Annotated in this window: 19 protein-coding genes and 1 riboswitch; of the genes, 5 read left to right on the plus strand and 14 right to left on the minus strand. The window is 61.7% G+C overall.

Annotated elements, in window-relative coordinates; all coding sequences use genetic code 11:
• Window positions 1–27: 27 nt before the first annotated feature.
• The 9 genes from C3Y91_RS33165 to bcoG form a co-directional block, all read right to left on the minus strand.
• Window positions 28–1,659 carry an ABC transporter ATP-binding protein gene (locus tag C3Y91_RS33165; protein WP_024320271.1) on the minus strand — a complete coding sequence of 544 codons (1,632 nt, stop codon included), beginning with the start codon at window positions 1,657–1,659 and terminating at the stop codon, window positions 28–30.
• Entirely contained in the window at window positions 1,652–2,479 is an 828-nt protein-coding gene (locus tag C3Y91_RS33170) for an ABC transporter permease (protein ID WP_075223756.1), read from the minus strand. Before C3Y91_RS33170 ends, C3Y91_RS33165 begins: the two co-directional genes overlap by 8 nt.
• The gene (locus tag C3Y91_RS33175; protein WP_130815102.1) at window positions 2,476–3,480 is read right to left on the minus strand and encodes an ABC transporter permease; all 1,005 of its coding nucleotides are present in this window, start codon (window positions 3,478–3,480) and stop codon (window positions 2,476–2,478) included. The genes C3Y91_RS33170 and C3Y91_RS33175 overlap by 4 nt, the downstream gene beginning before the upstream one ends.
• Before the next feature lie 96 nt (window positions 3,481–3,576).
• Window positions 3,577–5,166, minus strand: a complete 1,590-nt coding sequence (locus C3Y91_RS33180) for an ABC transporter substrate-binding protein (protein ID WP_027688685.1) — start codon at window positions 5,164–5,166, stop codon at window positions 3,577–3,579.
• Between the two features lie 118 nt (window positions 5,167–5,284).
• Entirely contained in the window at window positions 5,285–6,067 is a 783-nt protein-coding gene (locus tag C3Y91_RS33185; RefSeq protein WP_018070712.1) for a carnitinyl-CoA dehydratase, read from the minus strand.
• Window positions 6,068–6,073: 6 nt separating this feature from the next.
• Window positions 6,074–8,128 carry an acetate--CoA ligase family protein gene (locus tag C3Y91_RS33190; RefSeq protein ID WP_168576303.1) on the minus strand — a complete coding sequence of 685 codons (2,055 nt, stop codon included), beginning with the start codon at window positions 8,126–8,128 and terminating at the stop codon, window positions 6,074–6,076.
• A gap of 4 nt (window positions 8,129–8,132) precedes the next feature.
• Complete coding sequence (locus C3Y91_RS33195) at window positions 8,133–9,293, minus strand: acyl-CoA dehydrogenase family protein (protein WP_164592547.1); 1,161 nt, start codon at window positions 9,291–9,293, stop codon at window positions 8,133–8,135.
• A gap of 10 nt (window positions 9,294–9,303) precedes the next feature.
• On the minus strand, window positions 9,304–10,794 hold the full coding sequence (locus tag C3Y91_RS33200; protein WP_027688688.1) for a carnitine 3-dehydrogenase: 1,491 nt from the start codon (window positions 10,792–10,794) through the stop codon (window positions 9,304–9,306).
• 7 nt (window positions 10,795–10,801) lie between these two features.
• Window positions 10,802–11,704, minus strand: coding sequence for a 3-dehydrocarnitine:acetyl-CoA trimethylamine transferase BcoG (gene bcoG, locus C3Y91_RS33205; protein ID WP_027688689.1), 903 nt, complete (start codon window positions 11,702–11,704; stop codon window positions 10,802–10,804).
• Window positions 11,705–11,777: 73 nt separating this feature from the next.
• On the opposite strand from bcoG, the gene C3Y91_RS33210 reads away from it, so the two are divergent.
• Window positions 11,778–12,803, plus strand: a complete 1,026-nt coding sequence (locus C3Y91_RS33210; protein WP_018070717.1) for a GlxA family transcriptional regulator — start codon at window positions 11,778–11,780, stop codon at window positions 12,801–12,803.
• On the opposite strand, the gene C3Y91_RS33215 is transcribed toward C3Y91_RS33210, so the two are convergent.
• A complete protein-coding gene (locus tag C3Y91_RS33215) occupies window positions 12,778–13,653 on the minus strand; it encodes a LysR substrate-binding domain-containing protein (RefSeq protein ID WP_026170795.1) in 876 nt (291 codons plus the stop codon). The two genes, C3Y91_RS33210 and C3Y91_RS33215, sit on opposite strands and share 26 nt — an antisense overlap.
• Window positions 13,654–13,765: 112 nt before the next feature.
• Between C3Y91_RS33215 and C3Y91_RS33220 the strand changes: the two genes are divergently transcribed.
• Both C3Y91_RS33220 and fdhA read left to right on the plus strand, forming a co-directional pair.
• Window positions 13,766–14,689 carry an EamA family transporter gene (locus tag C3Y91_RS33220; protein WP_168576304.1) on the plus strand — a complete coding sequence of 308 codons (924 nt, stop codon included), beginning with the start codon at window positions 13,766–13,768 and terminating at the stop codon, window positions 14,687–14,689.
• Between the two features lie 140 nt (window positions 14,690–14,829).
• Window positions 14,830–15,030, plus strand: a riboswitch (cobalamin riboswitch).
• A 219-nt stretch (window positions 15,031–15,249) separates the two neighbouring features.
• Window positions 15,250–16,440: a formaldehyde dehydrogenase, glutathione-independent gene (fdhA, locus tag C3Y91_RS33225; RefSeq protein WP_018070720.1), complete on the plus strand. Its 1,191-nt coding sequence runs from the start codon at window positions 15,250–15,252 to the stop codon at window positions 16,438–16,440.
• 73 nt (window positions 16,441–16,513) lie between these two features.
• Here the strand turns inward: fdhA and C3Y91_RS33230 are convergent, their stop codons facing one another.
• Window positions 16,514–17,320 (minus strand): ABC transporter substrate-binding protein, encoded by an 807-nt coding sequence (locus tag C3Y91_RS33230; RefSeq protein WP_018070721.1) that lies wholly within the window; start codon window positions 17,318–17,320, stop codon window positions 16,514–16,516.
• A gap of 105 nt (window positions 17,321–17,425) precedes the next feature.
• Here C3Y91_RS33230 and C3Y91_RS33235 point away from each other — a divergent pair, with 105 nt between their 5' ends.
• Window positions 17,426–19,816 carry a putative bifunctional diguanylate cyclase/phosphodiesterase gene (locus C3Y91_RS33235; protein ID WP_130657776.1) on the plus strand — a complete coding sequence of 797 codons (2,391 nt, stop codon included), beginning with the start codon at window positions 17,426–17,428 and terminating at the stop codon, window positions 19,814–19,816.
• Between the two features lie 162 nt (window positions 19,817–19,978).
• Window positions 19,979–21,142 carry an aminotransferase gene (locus C3Y91_RS33240; RefSeq protein WP_075223747.1) on the plus strand — a complete coding sequence of 388 codons (1,164 nt, stop codon included), beginning with the start codon at window positions 19,979–19,981 and terminating at the stop codon, window positions 21,140–21,142.
• Here the strand turns inward: C3Y91_RS33240 and C3Y91_RS33245 are convergent.
• The 3 genes from C3Y91_RS33245 to C3Y91_RS33255 all read right to left on the minus strand — a co-directional run bounded on the left by C3Y91_RS33245 (window position 21,119) and on the right by C3Y91_RS33255 (window position 24,059).
• Window positions 21,119–21,658: a flavin reductase family protein gene (locus C3Y91_RS33245; protein ID WP_130769966.1), complete on the minus strand. Its 540-nt coding sequence runs from the start codon at window positions 21,656–21,658 to the stop codon at window positions 21,119–21,121. The two genes, C3Y91_RS33240 and C3Y91_RS33245, sit on opposite strands and share 24 nt — an antisense overlap.
• Window positions 21,655–23,010, minus strand: a complete 1,356-nt coding sequence (locus tag C3Y91_RS33250; protein ID WP_168576305.1) for an LLM class flavin-dependent oxidoreductase — start codon at window positions 23,008–23,010, stop codon at window positions 21,655–21,657. The genes C3Y91_RS33245 and C3Y91_RS33250 overlap by 4 nt, the downstream gene beginning before the upstream one ends.
• A 110-nt stretch (window positions 23,011–23,120) precedes the next feature.
• On the minus strand, window positions 23,121–24,059 hold the full coding sequence (locus C3Y91_RS33255; protein WP_130662932.1) for a LysR family transcriptional regulator: 939 nt from the start codon (window positions 24,057–24,059) through the stop codon (window positions 23,121–23,123).
• Window positions 24,060–24,072: the final 13 nt, after the last annotated feature.

The following is a 24,072-nucleotide window of genomic DNA, read 5'->3' on the forward strand; positions in this document are numbered from 1 at the left end:
TGAGACGAGGGTTCGGCCCTCGTCAAGTCAGTTACCGGCGCTCTCCATGCGCCGCGTGGCAAGCACCCGTTCCAGCCAGCCGATTTCCATTTCCGGCACGGATTTCAATAGCAGATCGGTGTAGTCGTCAAAGGGCGGCGATAGCGCAGTCGATTTCGGACCGAACCGCACCAGCTTGCCGCGATGCATCACCGCCACGCTGTCGGCAATCGCCCGGACGATGGCGATGTCGTGCGTGATGAAGACATAGGACAGCTGTTCTTCCTCCTGCAGGCGCAGCAGCAGCTTGAGGATACCCTCCGCCACCAGCGGGTCGAGCGCCGAGGTCGGCTCGTCGCAGAGGATGAGTTCGGGCTTGGCGGCAAGCGCTCTTGCGATCGCCACCCGCTGCTTCTGGCCGCCGGAAAGTTCGGCCGGGTAGCGATCGACGAAGCCCTTGCCCATCTCGATCTGGTCGAGCAACTCCTTCACCCTTGCCGTCTTCTCAGCACCCCTCAGGCCATAATAGAAGGTGAGCGGCCGGCCGATGATGTCGCGGACCGTCTGGCGCGGGTTCATCGCGGTATCGGCCATCTGGTAGATCAGCTGGATGCGCCTCAGATCGTCGTTCGGCCGGCTCTTGAGACCCGGCATCAGCGGTTTGCCGTCAAAGACGACGCGCCCGCTGCTCGGCGGCAAGAGGCCGGTAATGACGCGCGCTAGCGTCGATTTGCCCGAACCGGATTCACCGACGACCGCAAGCGTCTGCCCCTTCGGCACGTGCAGCGTGACATCGTGCAGCACCTTGAAACCGTTGGAATATTCGGCACTGACATTTTCCACCTTGAGAAGCGCTGCAGACTGGTCGGCGGCTTCCTCGCGATAGGCCTGCCTGACATTGACGAGGGCGCGGGTATAATCCTCCCGCGGCGCCTCGATGATCTGCTGGACACTGCCATATTCGACCTGCCTGCCATAGCGCAGGACCATGATGTCGTCCGAGATCTGGGCGACGACGGCAAGGTCGTGGGTGATATAGAGGGCGGCCGTGTGCGTTTCCTCGATGGCATGCTTGATCGCCGCCAGCACGTCGATCTGCGTGGTGACGTCGAGCGCCGTTGTCGGCTCGTCGAAAACGATGAGTTCGGGATTGGAGCAGAGCGCCATCGCCGTCATCGCCCGCTGCAGCTGGCCGCCGGAGACCTGGTGGGGAAAACGCTCGCCGAAGGTTTCGGGATTGGGCAGGCCGAGAACCCCGAACAGATAAAGCGCTCGCGCACGCGCCTTGTCCTTGGTCATCAATCCATGTTTGACCGAAGCTTCGATCACCTGATCGCCGAGCCGATGCGCCGGATTGAAGGCAGCGGCTGCCGACTGCGCGACATAGCAGACCCGCGCGCCGCGGATCTGGCGGATGCCGTTCTTGCCGAGCGCGAGGATATTGTCGCCGTCGAGCAAGACCTCGCCGCCGGTGATTTCGGCGCCGCCCCGGCCATAGGCGAGTGCGGAGAGACCGATCGTCGATTTGCCGGCGCCCGATTCCCCGATCAGGCCGAGAACCTTGCCCTTCTTGAGGTCGAAGGAAACGCCGTCGACGATCGTGACCCGCTTGGGCGGTTCGCCCGGCGGATAGCTGGTTGCTTCGATCTTCAGATTGCGAACGGAAAGAAGCTCAGGCATCGCCGCGCCCTCCCTTGAGGCTGGATGTGCGTTTCAGAAGCCAGTCGACGACGAGGTTGACGCAGACGGCCAGCACGGCAATCGCCGTGCCCGGCACCAGCGCTGCCGAGATGCCGAAGATGATGCCGTCCTTGTTGTCCTTGACCATGCCGCCCCAATCGGCCGCCGGCGGCTGAATGCCGAGGCCGAGGAAGGAGAGCGTCGACAGGAACAGGATCGAGAAGGCGAAGCGCAGCCCGAACTCTGCCAGCAGCGGCGACAGCGTATTCGGCAGGATCTCGCGGAAGATGATCCAGAGCTTGCCTTCGCCGCGCAGCGTCGCCGCCTCGACGAATTCCATCACGGCGACATCAAGCGCCACCGCACGGCCGAGACGATAGACGCGAGTGGAGTCGAGGATCGCCATGACAAGGATCAGCACGACGATGTTTTGCGGCAGCACCGCAAGAACGACGAGCGCGAAGATCAGCGTCGGGATCGACATCATCAGATCATTGAAGCGTGACAGGACGGTGTCGATAACGCCGCGCGAGACAGCGGCGGTGAAGCTGAGGATGATGCCGAGCGAGAAGGAGATGATGGTGGCCGCGGATGCGACCGTCAGCGTCGTGCGCGCGCCGTAGATCAGGCGCGAGAAGATATCGCGACCGAGATTGTCGAGACCGAAGATATATTGATTATCCGGCAGTTGCCAGACGTCGCCGACGACCTGCGTCTCGCCATAGGGGGCGAGCCAGGGTGCGAAGATTGCGAAGATGAAGGCAGTGGCGATACCGGCCATGCCGATCCAGGCGGTGATGGGGATGTCTCTCAATCTCATCGCGGATGCCTCAGCCGGGGATTGGCGATAATAGCGAGGATATCGGCCGTCATATTGAGGAAGATGTAGACGGCGGCGAAGATCAGGCCGCAGGCCTGCACGACCGGCATGTCGCGCACGGTGACCGCATCGACCATATATTGCCCCATGCCGGGATAGACAAAGACCACTTCGACAACGACGACGCCGACCACGAGATAGGCAAGGTTCAGCGCGATGACATTGATGATCGGCGCCAGCGCATTGGGTGCGGCATGCTTGACGATCGCGCGGAAGGCGCTGAGGCCCTTCAGCTCTGCGGTCTCCATGTAAGCGGAGGACATGACGGAGAGGATTGCCGCCCGCGTCATGCGCATCATATGCGCGAGCACGACGAGCACGAGGGTCGCCGTCGGCAGCGCGATCGCCTTCAACCGCTCGCCCAAACTCATACTGTCGTAGACCGTCGCCGGAAAGGTGGCCATGCCAAGGTTCACGGCGAAGAAGAGGATCAGGAGGTAGCCGATGAAGAATTCCGGCAGCGAGATCGCCGCAAGCGAAATCACGTTGATGATCTTATCCGGCAGGCGGTTACGGAAATGCACCGACAGCATGCCGAGGCCGACCGCGAGCGGCACGGATATCACCGCTGCGAAACCCGCCAGGAACAGCGAATTGCCGAGGCGCTTGCCGATCTGTTCGCTCACCGAATTCTTGCTGGCCCAGGACGTGCCGAAGTCACCCTGGACGGCGTTGCCGAGCCACTCGACGTAGCGCGTGGTGATCGGGCGGTTCAGTCCGAGGTCCTGGCGAATATTGGCGACGGCCTGCGGCGTCGCCGACTGGCCGAGATAGGTGGTGGCAAAATCGCCGGGCAAAGCTTCCAGGCCGCCGAAGATCAGGATGGAGACGGCAAAAAGCAGGACGAGGCTGAGCACGAAGCGCTCGAGGATGAGGGCAAGCAGCGGAAAACGCTGCCGGAACCTGAGGCCGGGCAAGATGCTTGGGGCAGGATTGGTCATGGCGAGGACCTCGCGCTAAAACGTCGGGAGGACCGCGGGTTTTCATCCCACGGTCCCGGCTTCGTTAGAGATCGGAGGGGCATACGCCCCTTGCCATCAGGCGTCCAGCCAGACGCGGGTCGCGACGTAGCCGTTCGACATGTCGTTGCCGATGTCGTGGACATAACCCTTCACCTGCTTGGTGGAGGCGTTCACGAAGTCGTTGAACATCGGCAGGATCACCCCACCCTCGTCGCGCACCGTCATCGCCATGGTGCGATACATGTCCTTGCGCTTGGCTTCATCAAGCTCAGAGCGGGCTTGCAGCAGCAGCTTGTCGAAGTCAGGGCGCTTGAACTTGGTGTCGTTCCAGTCCGCCGTCGACAGATAGGCGGTGGAATACATCTGGTCCTGCGTCGGGCGACCACCCCAGTAGGAGGTCGAGAAGGGCTGGACGTTCCAGACGTTGGTCCAGTAGCCGTCGCCCGGTTCGCGCTTGACCTCGATCTCGATCCCGGCCTTCTTGCAGCTTTCCTGATAGAGGACGGCCGCATCGACGGCGCCGGGGAAGGCGACTTCGGAAGTGCGCAGGAGGACCGAGCCGCTATGGCCCGATTTCTTGAAGTGGAAGGCAGCTTTGTCGGGATCATAGGTGCGCTGCTCGATGCCTTCGGGAAACAGTGCATAGGTGTTGTTGATCGGGAAATCGTTGCCGACCTTGCCGTAACCGCCCAGGATCTTCTGCACCATGGTCTCGCGGTCCATGGCGTATTTGAGGGCCAGGCGCAGGTCGTTATTGTCGAACGGCGCCTTGTCGCAGTGCATGATGAAGACATAGTGGCCGCGACCGGCAGTCGAGAGAATCTCGACGTTCGGGGCACGCTTCAAGAGGCTGACGGTCTTCGGGTCGACGCGGTTGATGTAGTGCACCTGGCCGGACGAAAGTGCGGCGATGCGGGCGGTCGCATCATTCATGCCGATGATTTCGATCGAATCGACATAACCTCGGTCGGTGCGCCAGTCGTCCTTGTTCCTTTCAAACGTGGCGCGGACGCCGGGCTCGAAGCTCGTCATCTTGTAGGGGCCGGTGCCGATCGACGCCAGCGGATCATCGACGCCGCCGTTCGGCTGGATGACCAGATGGTAGTCCGACAGCAGCAGCGGCATGTCGGCATTGCCTTCGCTGAGCGTCAAGACGAGATTGCCGCCGTCGGCCTTGATCTCCTTGATCGAGCCGAGAACACCGAGCGCGCCGGACTCCGACTTCGCATCGGTGTGGCGCTTCAGCGTCGCAACAACGTCGTCGATCGTCAGTTCCTTGCCATTGTGGAACTTGACGCCCTTGCGGATCTTAAAGGTCCAGGTCGCCGCGTCCTTCGAGGGCTCCCAGGATTCGGCGAGCGCCGGCACGGCAGCACCCGTCAGCGGATCGGACTCGACCAGCATGTCCCCCCAGCAGCGGCCGATGCAGAACATCACCTGCGACAGGAATTTTGCCGGATCGTTGGAATCGGTGGCTGCACCACCTTCGAGGCCGAGCTTCAGGTGGCCGCCGCGCTTCGGTTCGGCGGCTTGCGCACTTTCGGTAAAGAGCTTGTCGGCGACGGCAAGTGTGATGCCCGCCGCCATGGCGCGTCCCATGAATTCGCGGCGGCTGAGCCCGCCGGCGGTGACGCGGCTTGTGAGATATTTCGTGTAGTCGGTCATTCCCCTGTTCCTTCTTTGTGGTGCGTTGACAGAACTTCCGGGCAGGTCCGCAGGCGGTTTCCTCTCCACCTCCGGTGCCCGCATCATGCGGGAAAACAGTGCGGTTGCTGCCGCCTGGTTACTTTCCTTTCCAAATGGGGCTTCGCTTCTCGGCAAAGGCCCGTGCGCCTTCCAATTGGTCCTCGCTCGAATAGAGCCTGTCGACCGTCGCAAACTGCCGCTTGGTGACCTTGTTCATGGCAGTCTGGAACGTCGAACCCTCCGCTTCGCGCACGATTTCCTTGATGGCCGCATAGACGAGCGGCGGCCCGCTCTCGAGCAGCCGGGCAAGCTCCCATGCTCTCTCCATCAGCCGCTCGGCCGGCAGGACCTCGTTGACGAAACCCCAGCGATGCGCCTCGTGAACGTCGAGCCAGCGCCCGGTCAAAAGCATGTCCATGGCGATGTGGTAGGGGATGCGTTTCGGCAACTTGATGGAAGCCGCATCGGCGACCGTCCCCGAGCGGATTTCCGGCAGGGCAAAGGTCGCATGTTCGGCGGCGAGGATCAGGTCGGTCGACAGCGCGATCTCCAGACCGCCGCCGCAACAGATACCGTTGATCGCTGAGATGACCGGCTTGTTGAGGTCGCGCAGTTCCTGCAGCCCGCCGAAGCCGCCGACGCCGTAATCTCCATCGACCGCATCGCCTGATGCCGCCGCCTTGAGATCCCATCCGGCACAGAAAAATTTCTCGCCGGCGCCCGAGACGATGGCGACACGCAATGCCGGATCGTCGCGGAAATCTCGGAATATCAACCCCAGGGCGCGGCTGGTCGCAAGGTCGATGGCATTCGCCTTCGGCCGGTCGATGACGACTTCGAGTACTCCGCCGTCATGTCGTGTGCGAATGTGGTCGCTCAACCTATGCTACCTCCTCCGCCGTATCAGAGCATCGACTGCGGCAACGCCAAACCCTTCGGGAAGAACCATCAACGGATTAATGTCCAGTTCCTCCAGGCATGCCGCGTTCCTTACGACATAATCTGCCGCTGCTGAGACAGCGCCGACAGCGGCTTCGAGGTCGCCTTTTGGCCGCCCGCGATAGCCATAGATCAGTTTTGCAAGTTTGAGACGCGAAATCGCTGCGTGAATGTCAGTTTTCGTCGCCGGAAGGGGCAGGATGATGGAATCTTCAAGCAATTCAACGAAGATTCCGCCGGCTCCAAGCGTGAGCGACAATCCGAAGACAGGGTCGCGGATGGCGCCGACAATGAGCTCGGCAACCGGCGGATCAACCATTTTCTCGACGAGATAACCGGCATTCGGCGGCATTGCCGCCGCCGCATTCGACACCGCCTGAGTATCCTTTAGGTTGAGGACGACGGCCCCGGCCTCGGTCTTGTGTGCGATGCCGAGCGCTTTCAGCACGACGGGAAAGCCGAGCCGCTCAGCCTGCTCGGCCGCTTGATCGGGAGAGGAGGCCAACAGCCCTCGCGGAATCGGAAGGCCGAAGGCGGCAAGCTCTGCCTTCGCATCGGCTTCCGTCAACGTCTCGATCTCGCCATCCATGAAGGACACATCGAGCAGCGGCAGGGGAGGCGGGCGATCCCACGCCTGGCCGATGCCGGCGGCAACTTCCGCTGCCGTAATGGTCTCGTCGATACCGCAGAAGGCGATGATGCCATTTGCCATCAGCCGATCGGCGATGGGCTCCGGCATGTTTTCCGGAAGGGTTGCCAGAAGGCCGGCCAGCGCACCGGTTGCTGCAGCGGCCGTCATGACCGCGTCTGCCGTCATCGCCCATTCGGACGGATCGCAGCGGTCACCGCGGGGGAAGTCGAGGACGACGAGATTGAGGGCATAGCCGCCCTCGAACATGGCGCGGAAGGCTTCGGTCTGGCGTGCAAGATCACCCCACACGAATGTGTGGTAATCGAGCGGATTGGACAGCGTCACCATCTCGCCGAGGACCCGCCGCAGACGGGGTAACTGTTGTGGCTGCAGCGCCGGGAATTCCACGTTGCGACCGACGGCGGCATCCGCCATTAGCGAAGCCTCCCCACCGGAACAGCTCATCGACGAGATCGAATGGCTTGCGAGCGGGCCGGCGACATGCAGCAGCTTCAGGGTTTCGAGCAGCGCCGGCAAGGTCTGGACACGGCCAAGGCCGAGGCGGGCGAGCACCGCGTCTGCGACGGCATCGCTGCCGGCGAGCGAGGCGGTATGCGAAACCGCCGCGCGTTTTGCCTGCTCGGATCTGCCGACCTTCAGCACGACGACGGGCTTCCTCGACCGCCGGGCCATGGTGGCCAGGCGTTCGAGTGCAGAGAGATCGCCGAAGCCTTCGACATGAAGGCCGACCGCCGTGACGCGCGGGTCGTCGATCAGTGCGCAGGCGACATCGGCAAGCGATGTCTGCGCCTGGTTGCCGGCCGTGACGACATAGGCGATCGGCACGCCGCGGGTCTGCATGGTCAGGTTGATGGCGATATTGGAGGACTGCGTCAGGATCGCGACGCCACGTTCGATACGCTGCATGCCATGCTGATCGGGCCAGAGCAGCGCGCCATCGAGACCGTTGATCAGCCCGTAGCAGTTCGGCCCGAGGATCGGCATGTTGCCGGCTGCGTCCAACAAGGCCTGCTGCAGCTCGGCGCCGTCGCTGAGTTCCGCCGTCGCCTCGCTGAAACCCGATGCATAACAGACCGCCCCGCCGGCACCGGCCTCAGAAAGGCTGCGGACGATCTCGACGGTCAGCGTCCTGTTGACGCCGACGAAGGCGGCATCCGGCGCCGAAGGCAGGTCGGATACTGAGCGATAGCAGGAGCGCCCGAGCACCTCGTCGAGTTTGGGATGGACGGGCCAGATCTCGCCGGCAAAGCCCATGCGGTCGCACTGCTCGATCACCCTGCGCGCCACGCGGCCGCCGAAGACGGCGATCGATTGCGGTCTGAGCAGGCGGTCGAGCGGGCGAGGCATCATCGGCTCACGCTCCCAAAGGTCGAAGCAGATCGCGGCTGATGATATGCCGCTGGATTTCGGAAGTGCCGTCCCAGATGCGTTCGACGCGCGCATCACGCCAGAAGCGGGCGAGCGGCAGGTCGTCCATCAGTCCCATGCCGCCGAAGATCTGGATCGCCTCGTCCGTCACGCGGGCGAGCATTTCGGAGGCATAGAGCTTGGCCGAGGCGATCTGCCGGTCTGCGGGGCGGCCGGCATCGACCTGCCAGGCGGCGGCAAGGGTCAGCCAGTCGGCCGCGTCGATCTCGGTGATCATGTCGGCGAGCTTGAACGACACGCCCTGATTGGCACCGATCGGCTTGCCGAACTGCTTGCGCTCGGCGGCGTAGGGCAAAGCCAGGTCGAAGACGCGCCGCGCCCGGCCGACGCAGGTGGCGGCCACCGTCAGCCGCGTGCCGTAGAGCCATTGATTGGCGATATCGAAGCCGCGATGCACCTCGCCCAGCACTTGGGCTTCGGGAATCCGGCAATCGGTGAAGTTGAGCGTACAGTTGTGGTAGCCGCGATGCGAAACGGAATCATAGCCCTTGAGGATCTCGAAGCCCGGCGTGCCACGATCCACCAGGAAGGCTGTGATCTTCTTCTTGATGCCTTTCGGCGTTTCCTCCTCGCCCGTTGCTGCAAAGACGATGACGAAATCGGCGACATCGGCATGCGAAATAAAGTGTTTCGTACCGTTGAGGACGAAGTCGCTGCCGTCGCGGCGGGCGGCGCATTTCATGCCGCGCATATCCGAACCGGCGTCCGGCTCGGTGATCGCAAGCGCGTCGATCTTCTCGCCGCGCACTGCGGGCAGGAGGTAGCGCTCTCGCTGCTCGCCCTCGCAGGCCATCAGGATGCCGGAGGGCCGGCCGAAGAAAACCGTCAGCCCGAGGGAGCCGCGCCCGAGCTCCCGCTCGACCAGGGTGAAAGTGACATGGTCGAGACCGGCGCCGCCGACTTCTTCCGGGAAATTGCAGGCGTAAAAGCCAAGATCGATGCATTTGCGACGGATCTCGTCTCCAAGCTCCGGCGGCACGATGCCGCTGCGCTCGACCTCGTTTTCGTGCGGATAGATTTCGGTTTCGACGAAGGCGCGGACCGTCTCGACGATCATTTCCTGTTCTTCGCTCAGTCCGAAATTCATGCCGATCCTCCTACCGTTTCTGGCCGACGTAACGGCCGACGCCTTCAGGCGCGACCAAATTCGCATGCGCTTCGGCGATCGCCTTGACCTTGTCGAGAATGACGGCCGGCGCGGGAGTGGCCTTACCGGCCTTGCTGTCGACATGCAGCAACATGTGCTCTGCGGTGGCAATGGCCTCGCCGGTTGCCGTATCGTGAAGCGTGTGGAAGACGTGCAGCCGCTTGTCGTCAACGGAGAGGATCCGGCAGGTCGAATGAATCGCCTGCCCGAGCTTCGCCTCGCCGAGATGGCGGATGTGGGTTTCCACCGTGTAGTAGCTGTGTCCCGCCTCGACATAGGCGACGTCGACGCCGACGAGGCGCAGCAGCGCATCTGAGGTATCGCCGAAAACCTGCAGGTAGCGGTGTTCGGTCATATGGCCGTTATAGTCGACCCAGGCAGGGCTGACTTTCGTCTCGACGAGCCTCAGCGGCTTCGACGGGTCGAAAGACGTCGTCGTCCCGCCGCCTTGTACCCAGAGCGATTGCTCGAAGTCCTTCAGCAGCTTGCCGGCGCCCCAGCCCTTGCCGCCATCGCCGCCCTTGAGGGCCTGCAGGATGCCGACGAGGTTTTCATCGCGGATGCGTTCGAGTTCACGGATCGACAGGCCGGCCGCCTGTTCGTCGGATTGCTGGCCGATCTTTTCGATCAGCGCATCGTCGAGATCGACGACATCGGTGAGCTTGGTCCAGGGCCAGGCAAGGCAGGGGCCGAACTGGGCGAGGAAGTGGCGCATGCCGGCCTCGCCGCCGGCGATGCGGTAGGTCTGGAACAGGCCCATCTGCGCCCATCGCAGGCCGAAAGAGTAGCGGATGACGTCATCAAGCGTCTCGACGGTGCAGATATCGTCGTGGATCAGCCACAGGGCCTCGCGCCAGAGCGCTTCGAGCAGCCGGTCGCCGACGAAAGCCTCGATCTCCTTGGCGATGTGGACGCCCTTCATGCCGATCGGCGGCAGTCGTTCCATCGCTGCCTTGATGGTCGCAGCCGAGGTCTTCTCGCCGCCGACGATTTCGACGAGCGGCAAGAGATAGACGGGATTATAGGGATGGGCGACGAAGAGGCGCTCGGGATGCTTCATGTCGCGCTGCAGATCGGTCGGCAGCAGACCTGACGTCGAAGAGCCGATCAGGGCGTCCGGCCGTGCCACGGCGTCGATCTCGTTCAGCACGCCACGCTTGAGGTCGAGCCTTTCGGGCACGCTTTCCTGAATCCAGTCGGCGCCGGCGACAGCCTCTTCCAGCGTCTTGCAGAAGGTCAGCTTGCCGCGCGGCGGCAGGGGTGCGCCGGTCAGCATGGCATAGGCTTTTTCGGCATTGGCGATGACTTCGCCGACGATGCGGCTCGCCTCCGGATGCGGGTCGAACACATCGACGTCGATCCCGGCCAGCAGGAAACGCGCGATCCATCCGCCGCCGATGACGCCGCCGCCGATGCATGCCGCCTTGTTGATCCCTGTCATGCAGCCCTCAGCGCTTCGTCAGTTTGAGTTTCTTGCGAACGTCTTCCGGACCGATGATCCGCGCACCCATGCCCTCGACCACCTGCACGGCCTTTTCGACGAGCTCAGCATTGGTGGCGAGCTGGCCCTTGCCGACGAAGAGGTTGTCCTCCAGGCCGACGCGCACGTTGCCGCCCGCCAGAACGGCTGCCGCTGGATAGGCCATGGCATTGCGGCCGATCGAAAAGGCCGAAAAAGTCCAGCTCTGAGGCACGTTGTTGACCATTGCCATGAAGGTATTGAGATCGTCGGGCGCACCCCATGGAATGCCCATACAGAGCTGGATCAGCACCGGATCTTCGATCAGGCCTTCCTCGGCAAGCTGCTTGGCAAACCAGAGATGGCCGGTGTCGAAGGCCTCGATCTCCGGCCGCACGCCGAGATCCGTCATCTTCTTCGCCATCGCCCGCAGCATGGCCGGCGTGTTGGTCATGACATAGTCGCCGAGGTTGAAATTCATCGTGCCGCAGTCGAGCGTACAGATTTCGGGCAGGCATTCGGCGACATGGCTGACGCGCTCGGTGGCGCCGGCCATATCCGTGCCCTTGGGGTTAAGGGGAAGGGGGCTTTCGACATCCCCGAAGATCAGATCCCCGCCCATGCCGGCGGTGAGATTGAGGACGACGTCGACATCGGCCGAGCGGATGCGGTCGGTGACTTCCCTGTAGAGATCGTTGCGGCGGCTGGCGGAACCCGTTTCCGGATCGCGAACATGGCAGTGAACGACCGCGGCACCGGCCTTTGCCGCATCGATGGCGGACTCGGCGATCTGCTTGGGAGTGATCGGCACGTGGCTGGATCTGGACACCGTGTCGCCGGCGCCGGTGACGGCACAGGTGATGAAAACATCGCGGTTCATGGCAAGAGGCATGTTTTTGTTCTCCCTCGTCTTGTCTGCATTACGCGACAGGATCGGCGGCGATGCTTTGCATTTTTGGAGGTAATTGATACATTATCGGAAATCCGAGGAGGTGGCCTTGCTGGAACGATCGACGGAGCGGCTCGATATCGATCTTCTTATCCTGCCGGATGCGAACCTGATCCTGATCGCGTCGGTCATCGAGCCGCTGCGCGGCGCCAACCGCATCTCCGGCAGCGAGCTTTATCGCTGGCGGCTGCTCACGCCGGACGGAGCGCCGGTTCCGACCACCAGCGATATCGCGATACCCGCTAACGGGGTTTTCCAGGCGACCAGGGACGAAGCGCCGCTCTTCGTGCTTGCGAGTTACAACTGGCGCCGCAGCGCGACACCGGCGCTGAAGATGCAGCTCTCGCAGGCCGCTCGCTACCGCACGATGATTGCGGGCATCGAATCCGGCACATGGCTGCTGGCCGAGGCAAGCCTGCTCGACGGGTTGCCGGCGACCGTTCACTGGGAGGATTACGAGGATTTTGCGCTCGCCTATCCCGAGGTGCGGGCCGTCAAGGATCGTTTCGTCATCGATGCCAAGCGGCTGACGACCTCCGGTTCGCTTCCGACCGTGGACCTGATGCTTGAGGTGATAAGACGAAGGCAGGGTTATTCGCTGGCGCTCGAAGTCAGCCGGCTGTTCCGTTACGAGCAGCCCTCCTTCCATGCGGACGAGCAGCTTTCCGCAGCCTCGGCGGGGTTGCGCCTGCATGATCCCCGCGTGACGCAGGCGGTGCGGCTGATGGAGGAGCATGTCGAGCAGCCTCTGGTCCTCGCGCGGCTGGCCCGCAGGGTAGGCGTCAGCGCCCGGCATCTGCAGGATCTCTTCCAGCAGAGCATCGGCGCGCCGCCGCATGTGCATTATCTCGCGCTGCGCCTGAACGCGGCGCGCCGCAAGGTGATCGAGACGACAGCCTCCTTCGCCGACATCGCGGCAGCGACCGGCTTCAACTCAGCCTCTGCCTTTGCGAGAAGCTACCGGGCGAGTTTTTCCGAGAGCCCGTCGGAGACCCGGCGGCGTTTGCGCCGCCGCATCACACCATCGGAAGCGCCGGCATAGGCTGGAACGCTTCCCGCACCATATCGGCAAGTTCGCGCACAGCCTCGCTGGAACGGTAAGTGCTCCGACGGAGCACGACCTTGGAGGAATCGACCGGCGGAAAACCGTCTTCGGCAGTCAGCTCCCGGCAGCCGGGCGGAATGTTGCTGCGGCACAGCGTTGTGACGGCAAGGCCTGCGATCACGGCGTTCTTCAGCCCAGAGCCCGTATCGGCAATGAATGCGATCCGGTAGTTGCGGCCGATCTGCTCCAGCGACCGGAGCGCATAATCACGTGACCAGGTGGAGTTGCGATAGGTCGCAATGGGCAGGGGATCGATGTCGTGCAACCGATGGACCATGGATGTGACCCAGACTGTCGGATCGATGCAGATGACCTCGCCTTTGGTCTCATCGCTCCAGTCGAAAACGACGGCCAGATCGAGTTCGTCCCGCTCGAGGGCGGCGAGGTTGCGGACTGTATAGTCGCAGGACACGGTAACCTCGACGGCCGGGTGGCGAACGGCGAAAGCCGCGAGCGCCGCCGGCAACACCGTCTGGCTGTATTCCTCGGGAATTCCGATGCGCACAGGCCCATCCAGCGGCTTGCTGCGGATCGTCGCGGCGGCCTCGCTTAAGAGATCGATGATCCGGCGGGCGTAGGGCACGAGCTGTATGCCCGGGCGCGTGAGCAGCACGCCGCGGGCGCCCCGCTCGAAGAGAGTCTCGCCGATCGTCTCCTCGAGCCTCTTGATCTGGCTGCTGACGGCCGATTGCGTCCGCCCGATGCGCTGGGCGGCCGCGGAGAAATTGGAAGTCTCGGCAACGACCAGGAAGGTTCTGAGCAGGTCGCTCTCAATCGGCTCGTGCATGGGGAAGCCATTAAAAAAATCGATGACAGCTATCTCTACTATTCGTTTGCCTGATGTCAATTCTTGACGCACAAATAAGCCGCGTTCGACTTCCTTCTTTGAGAATATCTGCGTGACAATTGAAAATCCGGCCAGACGCCTCGCAGGCAGCGAGCACGAGAAGGGTGTGCTTCTCATCATTGCCGCGACACTTGCCTGGAGCGCGAGCGGCGTCTATTCGCGACTCCTGACGACCGACGTATGGACGGCGATCGCCTGGCGATCATTGTTCGGTGGCCTGTTCCTGCTGATCCCCTGCCTTTTCCTCGAAGGGGGTATTTCACGGCAGCAATGGCGATCCGTCTTCCATCCCACAGGTCTTGCCATGATCGCATGCCAGACCTTCAGTCAGGTATGCTTCATCGGGGCGCTTTACATGACCACCGTCGCCAATGTGACGATGATCTATGCGACCGCGCCCTTCATCGCGGCCATGCTCGGCTGGGTCATCCTCAAGGAGAGGGTCTCCAGGCGGACGTTGATTGCCGGCGGCATTTCGCTCTTCGGCGTCGCGGTCATCGTCGCCTCGTCGATCGGCGGCGGCACTGGTGTGGGAGATCTGCTGGCGCTCGGCATGACGGCGTCCTTCGCGCTCGTCATCATCATTCCGCGCATCAATCCCGGCGTGCCGAGCCTGCCTCCGACCGTCGTCAGCGCTTTCCTGACGCTGGCCATCTTTGCCCCGTTCGGTTCAGTCGGCTCGATCGACCTGCACAACTGGGTCGTTCTCGCCGCCTTCGGTGCGACCAATTTCTCTCTCGCGCTGGTGCTCTTCCTTGCCGGGGCCAAGCGGATGCCGCCGGCCGAGGCGGCGCTGATCGGCACGATGGAAATCGTGCTCACGCCCTTCTGGGTGTGGCTGCTGTTTTCCGAACAGCCGCCCGTCGCCACCTTTTTCGGCGGCGCGATCATCCTCGGCGCCGTGCTCTGGCACACGGCCGTCGACTTCAACCGCAGCCGGCGCCCCTCGCGCCTAAAGTCTTTAGGCGGCGATTAAATCTTCCGGGACGAACCGGAAAACCGCCGTATTCGCGGGATCAATTATTTCCGCTACGCAGCGCTATTGCGACTTTGCGACTGTCGTCTTTGAGTTGCACCCATGTCGTTTTCTTGATCGCTGTTTTCCGTCAGGCATGGTTTGTTTGTAGTGTTCAAGGCGCTATCTCGCAAACTGGCGAAATGGACCATTGGGAAGCCGGCCCGACGCCGGCGCTGCCCCGCAGCGGTAGAAGAACTGAAATCCTCAAGGAAATCGCCGGATAGACATCCGGAAAGATATCGAGATGGATCGGAAGGAGATTCTGGAGCCGGAAACCAGCTCTTACGCAGCAGATCGACGGATTGCGGCAGACGGTCACGAGCGGAACGACAGGCAAAAACCGTGGCGTTCACTTCACTTCTGCATCCAATCTGTCCGTTTTGAAAATTCGAATATCGCCCGGTGCGGCGGTATCCTCGTGTTGTCGACACCGGGCTGCAGAGGAGGCAGGCCGGAGGGAAGTCGCCATCGACTGCATCGGTTGCAGATCGAGGCTTTCAAACAAGTGGGAGGAATCCATGAGCAAAAATAGAGGCGTCGTCTATCTCCGGCCGGGCAAGGTCGAAGTTCGCGACATCGACGACCCGAAGCTGGAAGCGCCCGACGGCCGCCGCATCGAACACGGCGTGATCCTTAAGGTGATCTCGACCAATATCTGCGGCTCCGATCAGCACATGGTCCGCGGCCGCACGACAGCGATGCCGGGCCTCATCCTCGGTCATGAAATCACCGGCGAGATCATCGAGAAAGGCATCGACGTCGAGATGCTCGAAATCGGCGATATCGTCTCGGTGCCTTTCAATGTCGCCTGCGGCCGCTGCCGCTGCTGCAAGTCCCAGGATACCGGTGTCTGCCTGACGGTAAACCCGGCCCGCGCCGGTGGCGCTTACGGTTATGTCGACATGGGTGGCTGGATCGGCGGACAGGCGCGCTACGTCACCATTCCCTACGCAGATTTCAACCTGCTGAAGATCCCCGATCGGGACAAGGCAATGGCGAAGATCCGGGATCTCACCATGCTCTCCGACATTCTGCCCACGGGCTTTCATGGCGCGGTGCGGGCAGGCGTTGGCGTCGGCTCGACCGTCTACGTGGCAGGCGCCGGCCCCGTCGGCCTTGCGGCTGCGGCTTCGGCTCGCATTCTCGGCGCCGCTGTCGTGATGATCGGTGATTTCAACAAGGACCGTCTGGCGCATGCGGCGAAGGTCGGTTTCGAGCCGATCGACCTGTCGAAGAGCGACCGTCTCGGCGACATGATTGCGCAGGTCGTCGGCATCAACGAGGTGGACAGCGCCATCGATGCGGTCGGCTTCGAGGCACGCGGCCATTCCGGCGGGGAACAGCCGGCGATCGTGCTCAATCAGATGATGGAGATTACCCGTGCCGCGGGTTCGATCGGCATTCCCGGCCTCTACGTCACCGAGGATCCGGGCGCTGTCGACAACGCTGCCAAGCACGGCAATCTGTCGCTCCGCTTCGGCCTCGGATGGGCCAAGGCGCAGTCCTTCCACACCGGCCAGACACCGGTGATCAAATATAATCGCCAGCTCATGCAGGCGATCCTCCACGACCGGCTGCCGATTGCCGATATCGTCAACGCCAAGGTCATCCCGCTCGACGATGCCGCCGCTGGATATGAGAGCTTCGACCATGGAGCAGCGACAAAATATATCCTCGATCCGCACGGAGAGGTCGCGAAAGCCGCGTAGCGCTCACGACCGAAGACAGGGATGGTCGGGCAACAGCCCGACCGTCCCGCATTCTCGAAAATCGGCCGGTGAATTACTGGATGCTGAACGGGAAATATTTGGCGTTGATCATGTCATAGGTCCCGTCCGCCTTGATGCTCTTCAGCGCTTCGTTCAGGCGCGTCAGACGCTCCTTGTCATCCAGGCGCAGCGCGATCCCGGCGCCTTCGCCAAAATATGTGATGTCGACCAGATCCGGCCCCTTGAACTCGCAGCAGCTTCCGGCCTTGGTGTTGGCAATCCAGTCGTAGATGGCGAGTTTATCCTCGAGGATAATGTCGACACTCCCATCCGCCAGCCCCTTGTATAATTCCGGCGAAGAGCGAAAAACCGTCTTCTTCATGTCCGGATAAAGATGGTTGGCATAGGATTCCTGCGCTGTCGACGACGTCACCCCAAGAATTTTGTCGCTGAGGGCGGCTGGGCTGACGTCACTGATCGACGAATCCTTCCGGGCGATGAACACCGACGGGCTGTTGTAATATTTTTCGGTAAAAGCAACCTTTTGACGCCGCTCAAGGCTCATCGACATGGATGAGATGATCGCGTCGTATTTGTCGGCAACGAGATCGGGGATGATGTCGTCCCACTTCTCGATGATAAATTGGCATTCGAACTTGCCAACCTCGCACAGCGCATTGGCAATATCGATGTCGAAGCCCTGAAGCTTGTTATTTGCATCGAGATAGTTGAAGGGCGGAAATGCACCTTCGACGGCAATTCTCATCGGCATGCGATCTTGCGCAGCCAGCTGGAGCGGCAAGGCAGCGGCGAGAAGGATTCCCACCGCGCCCGTCATCAGGGCTCCGCGCACTATAGTGTGAAGGGATCTGCGCAACATCGTCGGGAGCTCCTTGGGGCGTATTCGATCTCGCCCCATAGTGCGCCGCAGCTTTTAATTCTACGTGAACGCTTCTTTGTTAGCGTCGACCAATGCGCCCGTGTCGTGGTGTTCAGGGGTCTAGGCTTGCAGATCGTTCTTCCTTCCAGCTCCAGCACGTTTCAGCAATCCTGGATCGCTTCGGGGAGGATTCTGTTTCTGATTGCCGTCAGCGGCCTTGGAGCGATCGGACTGGTCGTGCTTTCGGCACTGTGGGCGGGAACCGAGAGCGACGCTGCCGCCCTTGATCGACAGCGCCAGCTTGTGAATGCCCGCCTGCGGGAACAGGTCGATCAAGTCGCGCATGTCATCGGCCAGTTCGGCAACGGCTACCTCACCCGTGTTTATCCGGCTGCCCGGTCAAGCGGAGGTTCCTCCAGTCTCGATGCGGTTCTGACAGCGGCCGCCGGGAGCGCGATCAGCCAGACCGCAATGTCCGCCTTCGGCTACGATCAGGCCTTCGTCGTCGACGAGAAGGCGCAACTGCTGATGCTGGCGGACGCCCAAACGGAAAAGCGTTATCGCTGGATGAAGCCTCTCTTTTTGCCTCTCCTTCACGATGCCCGCCTTGGGGTAAGACAAGGCGCGGTTTCCAACGAAAGAACGCCGTCCTCGATGGAAAGCCGCCTTGCAAGCCCAGGGCGCTCCAACACTGCGTTGGCCAATCTGATGCGGCTGGAAGGTCGGCCGACGATCGTCGGCGTCGTCGCCATCAACGAAGCTGATGAGCGGCAACGGCAGACGATGCGGCAGTTCCTGATCGTCGTGCGGTTTATCGATGGTGCGGCGCTGGACGAATTGAGCCGGCAACAGGGCCTCAACGGCGCGCGCTTCGCGCGCACGGCCGATGCAGACGAAAACGAGGTTGCGTTCCAGATCGACGCCACGGCAAATGGCGAACCGATCGGCTTCATCGTCTGGCGGCCCGATCTTCCAGGTTCGAGGGTGATCGGCCGATTGATGCCGGCGCTTTCGATAGCCGCCATGGTGATCGCGATCCTGTTCTCGGTCTTGCTGGTGCGCCTGCGAAGCAGTCTCGGCGAGTTGAAGAAAAGCGAGCTGCATGCAAGACAGCTTGCCTTGCATGATGTGCTGACCGACCTTCCCAATCGCGCCTTGTTCGCGATCAGGTTCGACGAGTGCCTGGCCGAGACGCAGAATTCAGCCGAGCGCTCGGCAGTCGCGCTTCTCGACCTGGACCGATTCAAAGCCGTGAACGACACGTTCGGCCATGCCGCCGGCGATGAACTCATCAGGATGGCTGCGGAGCGGATCCGCTCCCTGCTTCGTCCGGGCGACACGCTTGCCCGGCTCGGAGGGGACGAATTCGCCCTGCTTCTCCGGGACATCAAAGATCATGATCACCTGTTGCCGGCAATATGCGACGCGATCGTTGCCGAACTTGGTAAGCCCTTCCCGCTTTTGAGGGGCGAGGCGGTCGCGCGCGTCGGCGGCTCGATTGGCGTGACCGTTGTGCCAGACGCCGGGCGGAATGCCGATGACATCATGCGCTACGCCGACGTCGCGCTGTACGAAGCCAAGATGGGCGGCAGGGGCCAGTGGCGCGTCTATTCACCCTCCATGGACGGCGGCAGGAATGCGCGCGACATTCTCAAGAACGAATTGCGGGAGGTTTTGGCCAAAGGCATGACCTCATCGGCTGACGGTCCACAATCCGGTCCGATTGAGGCCCGGCCCGACTTCGGATCGCTCGAGGTCTATTACCAAACGGTACATCGCGCTGAGGCAGGATATTCGGCATCGGGTGCAGAGGCTCTCGTGCGTTGGCGTCACAGTCAGCGCGGATTGTTGACGCCTGCCAGCTTCATCCCCGTCGCCGAGGAGGGCGGCCTCATCGACGCTCTCGGTTTCTGGGTGTTGCGTGAAGCCTGCAGAGCCGCCTGCAAATGGCCGGAAGACACGTTTGTTGCGGTCAACGTGTCTCCCGCCCAGTTAAGAAGGCCAAATTTTGCCGAGGAAGTATTCGCAGTGCTGCAGGAGACTGGCCTGCCGCCGTCCCGGCTCGAGCTCGAGCTCACCGAGTCCTCGCTCATCGAGGATAACTCGGACGTCTATACGGTGCTGAAGTCGCTGCGCAGCCAGGGTGTCCAGATTTCGCTCGATGATTTCGGAACCGGCTTTTCATGTCTCAGCCATCTGCTGCGCTTCGATATCGACCGCATCAAGATCGATCGATCGTTCGTCTCGCAGCTCGGCACAAGAGCCAACGGGGCGGCCATCATCGGCGCCATCGTCGCGCTCAGCCGCAACCTCGGTATCTCGACGACGGCGGAAGGGGTCGAAACCGAATATCAACGCGACTTTCTGGCCGCCCTCGGCTGCACCGACCTCCAAGGCTACTTCTTTTCCAAACCGGTTCCTCTTGGCGACCTTGATAGTTTCCGGAAAGCTGAGAGCGCCGGGTTACTGGCGACCGCTCCAGGCGCCGTTGCCTGAGAGGCTTTTGATCTCCCGCTAAAGCATGATGCCGAAAAGTGTGAGCAGTTTCGGACGACACCAGGCGCATGCGCGTTTCTGCGTCAGGTCCGTCTCGTCAGACAAAGAGGTTGAGAAAGCAATTGGTATCGTTGTAGCAATCGGTATCAAAGAGAAATAGATATGATCGCTGCAAAACCCAATTCGCTCGTTGCCCGCCTCTCTGCCCCGCCCATTCCTTCCGTCGTCGCCTGGAGCCGCGAATACAAAGGGGGAAAGGGGCCGCTCATCGATCTGTCGCAGGCCGTTCCAGGCTATCCCGCGCATCCGGAGATGCTTCGGCTCCTTGGCGAGGCGGCCGGGCAACAGGCTATGACAGGCTACGGGCCGATCGAGGGCGAACCTCTATTGCGCAAGACCTACGCGGCTCACCTTGCCGCGCTTTACGGCGCCGACATTTCCGCCGGCAACATCCACATGACCGCCGGCTGCAATCAGGCGTTCATGTGCACGGCGATTGCGCTGGCGAGAGCCGGCGATACGGTCGCGCTCACCAACCCCTTCTATTTCAATCACGACACGACGTTATCGATGCTGGGGATCGGGCGTCGATTGGTCGATTGCGACCCTGCCGGCGGCTTTCTTCCCGATCTGAATTCAGCCGAGTCTGCACTTGCGGCCGGCGCGAAGATGCTTGCCGTCGTGACACCCAATAATCCAACAGGAGCGGTGTATCCGCCAAGTCTGCTTCACGAGCTTTTTGCGCTTTGCCGGAAATATGGCGCCTGGCTGATCCTCGATGAAACCTATCGCGATTTTCTTGGCGAGAATTACGGACGGCCGCACTCTCTTCTCTCCGAACCGGCCTGGGAGAACACGCTCGTTCTTCTCTACAGCTTCTCGAAATCCTTCTGCATTCCCGGTCATCGACTGGGTGCAATCACGGCAGGGCCCAAACTTGTCGCCGAGATCGCCAAGGTGATGGACAATATGCAGATCTGCGCGCCGCGTTCGGCTCAGATCGCCGTTGCATCAGCCATTCCGGCGCTCGCCGAGTGGCGAGCCGGCAACCAGTTGGAGATCGCTCGTCGGGCGGAGGCGTTGAGGCTGGTCTTTTCCGGGCTGCCGGATTGGGAGATCGCCGCGATCGGCGCCTATTTCGCCTTTGTCCGCCATCCCTACGCCGATAAATCGTCTTCGGAGGTTGCCGAAAAACTCGCGAAGGAATCCGGAATCGTTTGTCTACCCGGCGCCTATTTCGGCGAGAGGCAGGAGGGTTATCTCAGACTTGCCTTTGCCAATGCGGATGTCGCCTCGATCGGGCTATTGTCCGAGCGCCTTCGCTAGACCGTTTTGATCAACCTCCGCCGGAAGTTCATGATAGCCGCCGCGCCAGTAAAGCAGCGGCCCTATGCCCTGCCGGATTTCCATCGCGCAGACATGTCCGACCAAAACGGCATGGGAATTGTAGTGGAATGCGGTTTCGAGCTTGCAGTCCAAGACCGTCAGGGCATTTTCAAGGACCGCCGCGCCGGTCTTGAGACGATACCATCCTGCATCGCCGTAGCGTTCGGCGCCCTTTCGGCCGTCAAGACCGGCAAAGGATTGCGCCACCTGCTGCTGGTCGGCGGCGAGCACGTTGACACAGAAGCAGCCGTACCGCTGTAGCGCCGGCCATGAGGAAGACGCGCGGTTGACGCTGACGATGACGGACGGCAGCTCTGCCGAAAGCGAGGAGACCGACGTTGCCGTGAAGCCGGTGCGATGTTGCCCGTCGCCGACCGTAACCACGCTGACGGCACCTGCCAGATGACGCATCGAAAGCTTGAAGTCCGCTTCGCTGATCAAAGCCTCGACACTCATCGGGCTGGCTCTTGTGTTTTGGCAAAGCGATTGACAGGCATTGAAAGACCGAGGTTTTCGCGCAAGGTCTTGCCCTCGTATTCCTCGCGGAACAGTCCGCGGCGCCGAAGCTCGGGCAGGACAAGCCGCACGAAGTCGTCGAGGCTGGACGGCAGGGTCGGAAACATCAGGATGAAGCCGTCGGCCGCACGTGTCTCGAACCATTCCTCCATGAAGTCGGCGATCTGGTCCGGCGTGCCTGTCATGCCGTTTCCGGTATGCTTCTCGGCATAGTGCCGGATGAGTTCGCCGACGGTGTGGCCGCTTTTCACGAAATCGACGAGCTCGTCGAACAGGGCGCGTGATCCCTTCGGCGCCGCCGGCAGCCGATCCAGGGGGAAGGGCTTGTCGAGAGCGACATCGCGCAGGTCCGCTTCGAGGAATTCGGAGAGCATCAGCCGGCCGACATCCGGATGCATCTTGTCGATCAGATAATCCACCTTCGCCTTTGCCTCGGCTTCAGTTTCACCGACGTTGATCACGATGCCCGGCATGATTTTCAGGTCGTCGGGATCGCGCCCAAAGGCCGGCATCCGGCGTTTGACGTTTTCGTAGAAGGCCCGGTTGCGCTCGATATTCGATGCGAGGCTGAAGACGATCTCGGCCGTGCGTGCCGCCATGTCCATTCCAGGTTCCGAACCGCCCGCCTGGGCGATGACGGGGTGGCCCTGGGGCGTTCGCGCGATGTTGAGGGGTCCGCGAACCTGGAAGTGTTTACCTTTGTGATTGAGCGTGTGGTGTTTGTCTTTGTCGTAGTAGATGCCGTTTTCGCGGTCGAGCAGCAGTGCGCCTTCCTCGAAGCTGTCCCAGAGGCCGAACACGACATCGACGAATTCGTTGCCGCGTTCGTAACGCAGGCCATGCGGATCGAGCCCCTCGCGATTGAAGTTGTAGCCGGTTTCGTCATGGTCTGACGTGACGACATTCCAGCAGACGCGGCCGTTGCTCAGATGGTCGATCGAGGCGAACAGGCGCGCGACATTGTATGGCTCGTAATAACTGGTCGACACCGTCGCCACGAGACCGAGATCGTTGGTGGTGACCGCCAGCGCCGAAAGCAGCGACAGCGGTTCGAAACGGTTCATCTTGGTTGGAATGCGGGCCAACGCCTTCGGATCGCCGACGGCGGCGGCGGGAGAATCCGCCATGAACATGAAATCGAACTTGGCCGCCTCGGATCGTTTGGCGACATCGAGCAGATGAGCGAAGTCGTTGGCGCCATTGACATCGCTTGCCGGATGCAGCCAGGAGGCAGGGTGAAAGCCGAAAGTATAGACGAAAGTCCCGAGTTTCATCTTGTCGGTTCGCGCCATCGAGCTCTCCTGCTATGTCGGCCATGCCGCCAAGGAAAGGCGACTGCGCAAATTATCGCCAGGCGCAAATTTTCATCAATATCGCGCAGCTGAGTTCCGTTTTAGTTTTTCTAAAGTATCGGCTGGGGCGCCGACGCCACGGCCTGCTGACGGGAAATAGCAATGAGCCAGTTGCGGAATTCGCGCCCATAGGGCTTCTGCAACGCCGCCCGATCCCAGGCGAGAAAATAGCTTTCGCGCAGTGCAATGCGCAGGTCGACCGGAATGACGAGCGTTTGCGCTTCGAGCTCATCTGATATCATCGACATTTGTGCTAGCACGACGCCGCGCTTGTTGACGGCGGCGTCAATTGCACTGCTCGACAGGGTGAAAGAGAGGCCCGGCGTCGACGCATCGAAGGAGACGCCGGCCTTGGCGGCAAACTCCGCCCAGCTGGGATAGGGGGTGAAGTGCCGTTCCCACTCGACATGGAGGAGGGGTTGTTCGAAGAGATCGCGAGCCGCATGCGCGCGATCCTGCATCAGCGCCGGCGAGCAGGCCGGAACGACCCAATCGCGAAACAGCTCGGTATAATGTTCGTGCTGCAGCACGTCCGACCCGTAGCTCACGCGGAAATCGATATCGTCGAAGCCGATGCGGGGCTCTTTGTCACGTCCGATGATTCTCACCTGCACGTCGGGATGAAGCGCCTGCCAGTCGAAGATGCGCCTGCCGATCCATTTGTTGACGACGGAGGAAAGCGCGCTGAGGACCAATGCTGTCTCATTACGCGCCTTTTCCAGCAGTTGCCCGGCCAGCGCGAATTGCTCAAATCCCTTCGATATCTCCTGGTGGTAGAGCCGGCCCCAGGCAGTCAGCTCGACGGTTCGTCCGCTACGCTCCAGAAGCGAAACGCCAAGGAAGCTTTCGATTTTGTGAACCTGCTGGCTGATTGCTCCCGGCGATACGTTGAGTTCCAATGCTGCGGCCGTCACGCCGCCGCAGCGCCCCACGGCCTCGAAGGCTTGCAAGCCCTTCAGCGGGATCGTCTTGAAGCGCTCATCGGTCACTTGCGGAGCCTCT

The organism is Rhizobium ruizarguesonis, assembly GCF_012349115.1.
Taxonomy (GTDB): Bacteria; Pseudomonadota; Alphaproteobacteria; order Rhizobiales; family Rhizobiaceae; genus Rhizobium; species Rhizobium ruizarguesonis.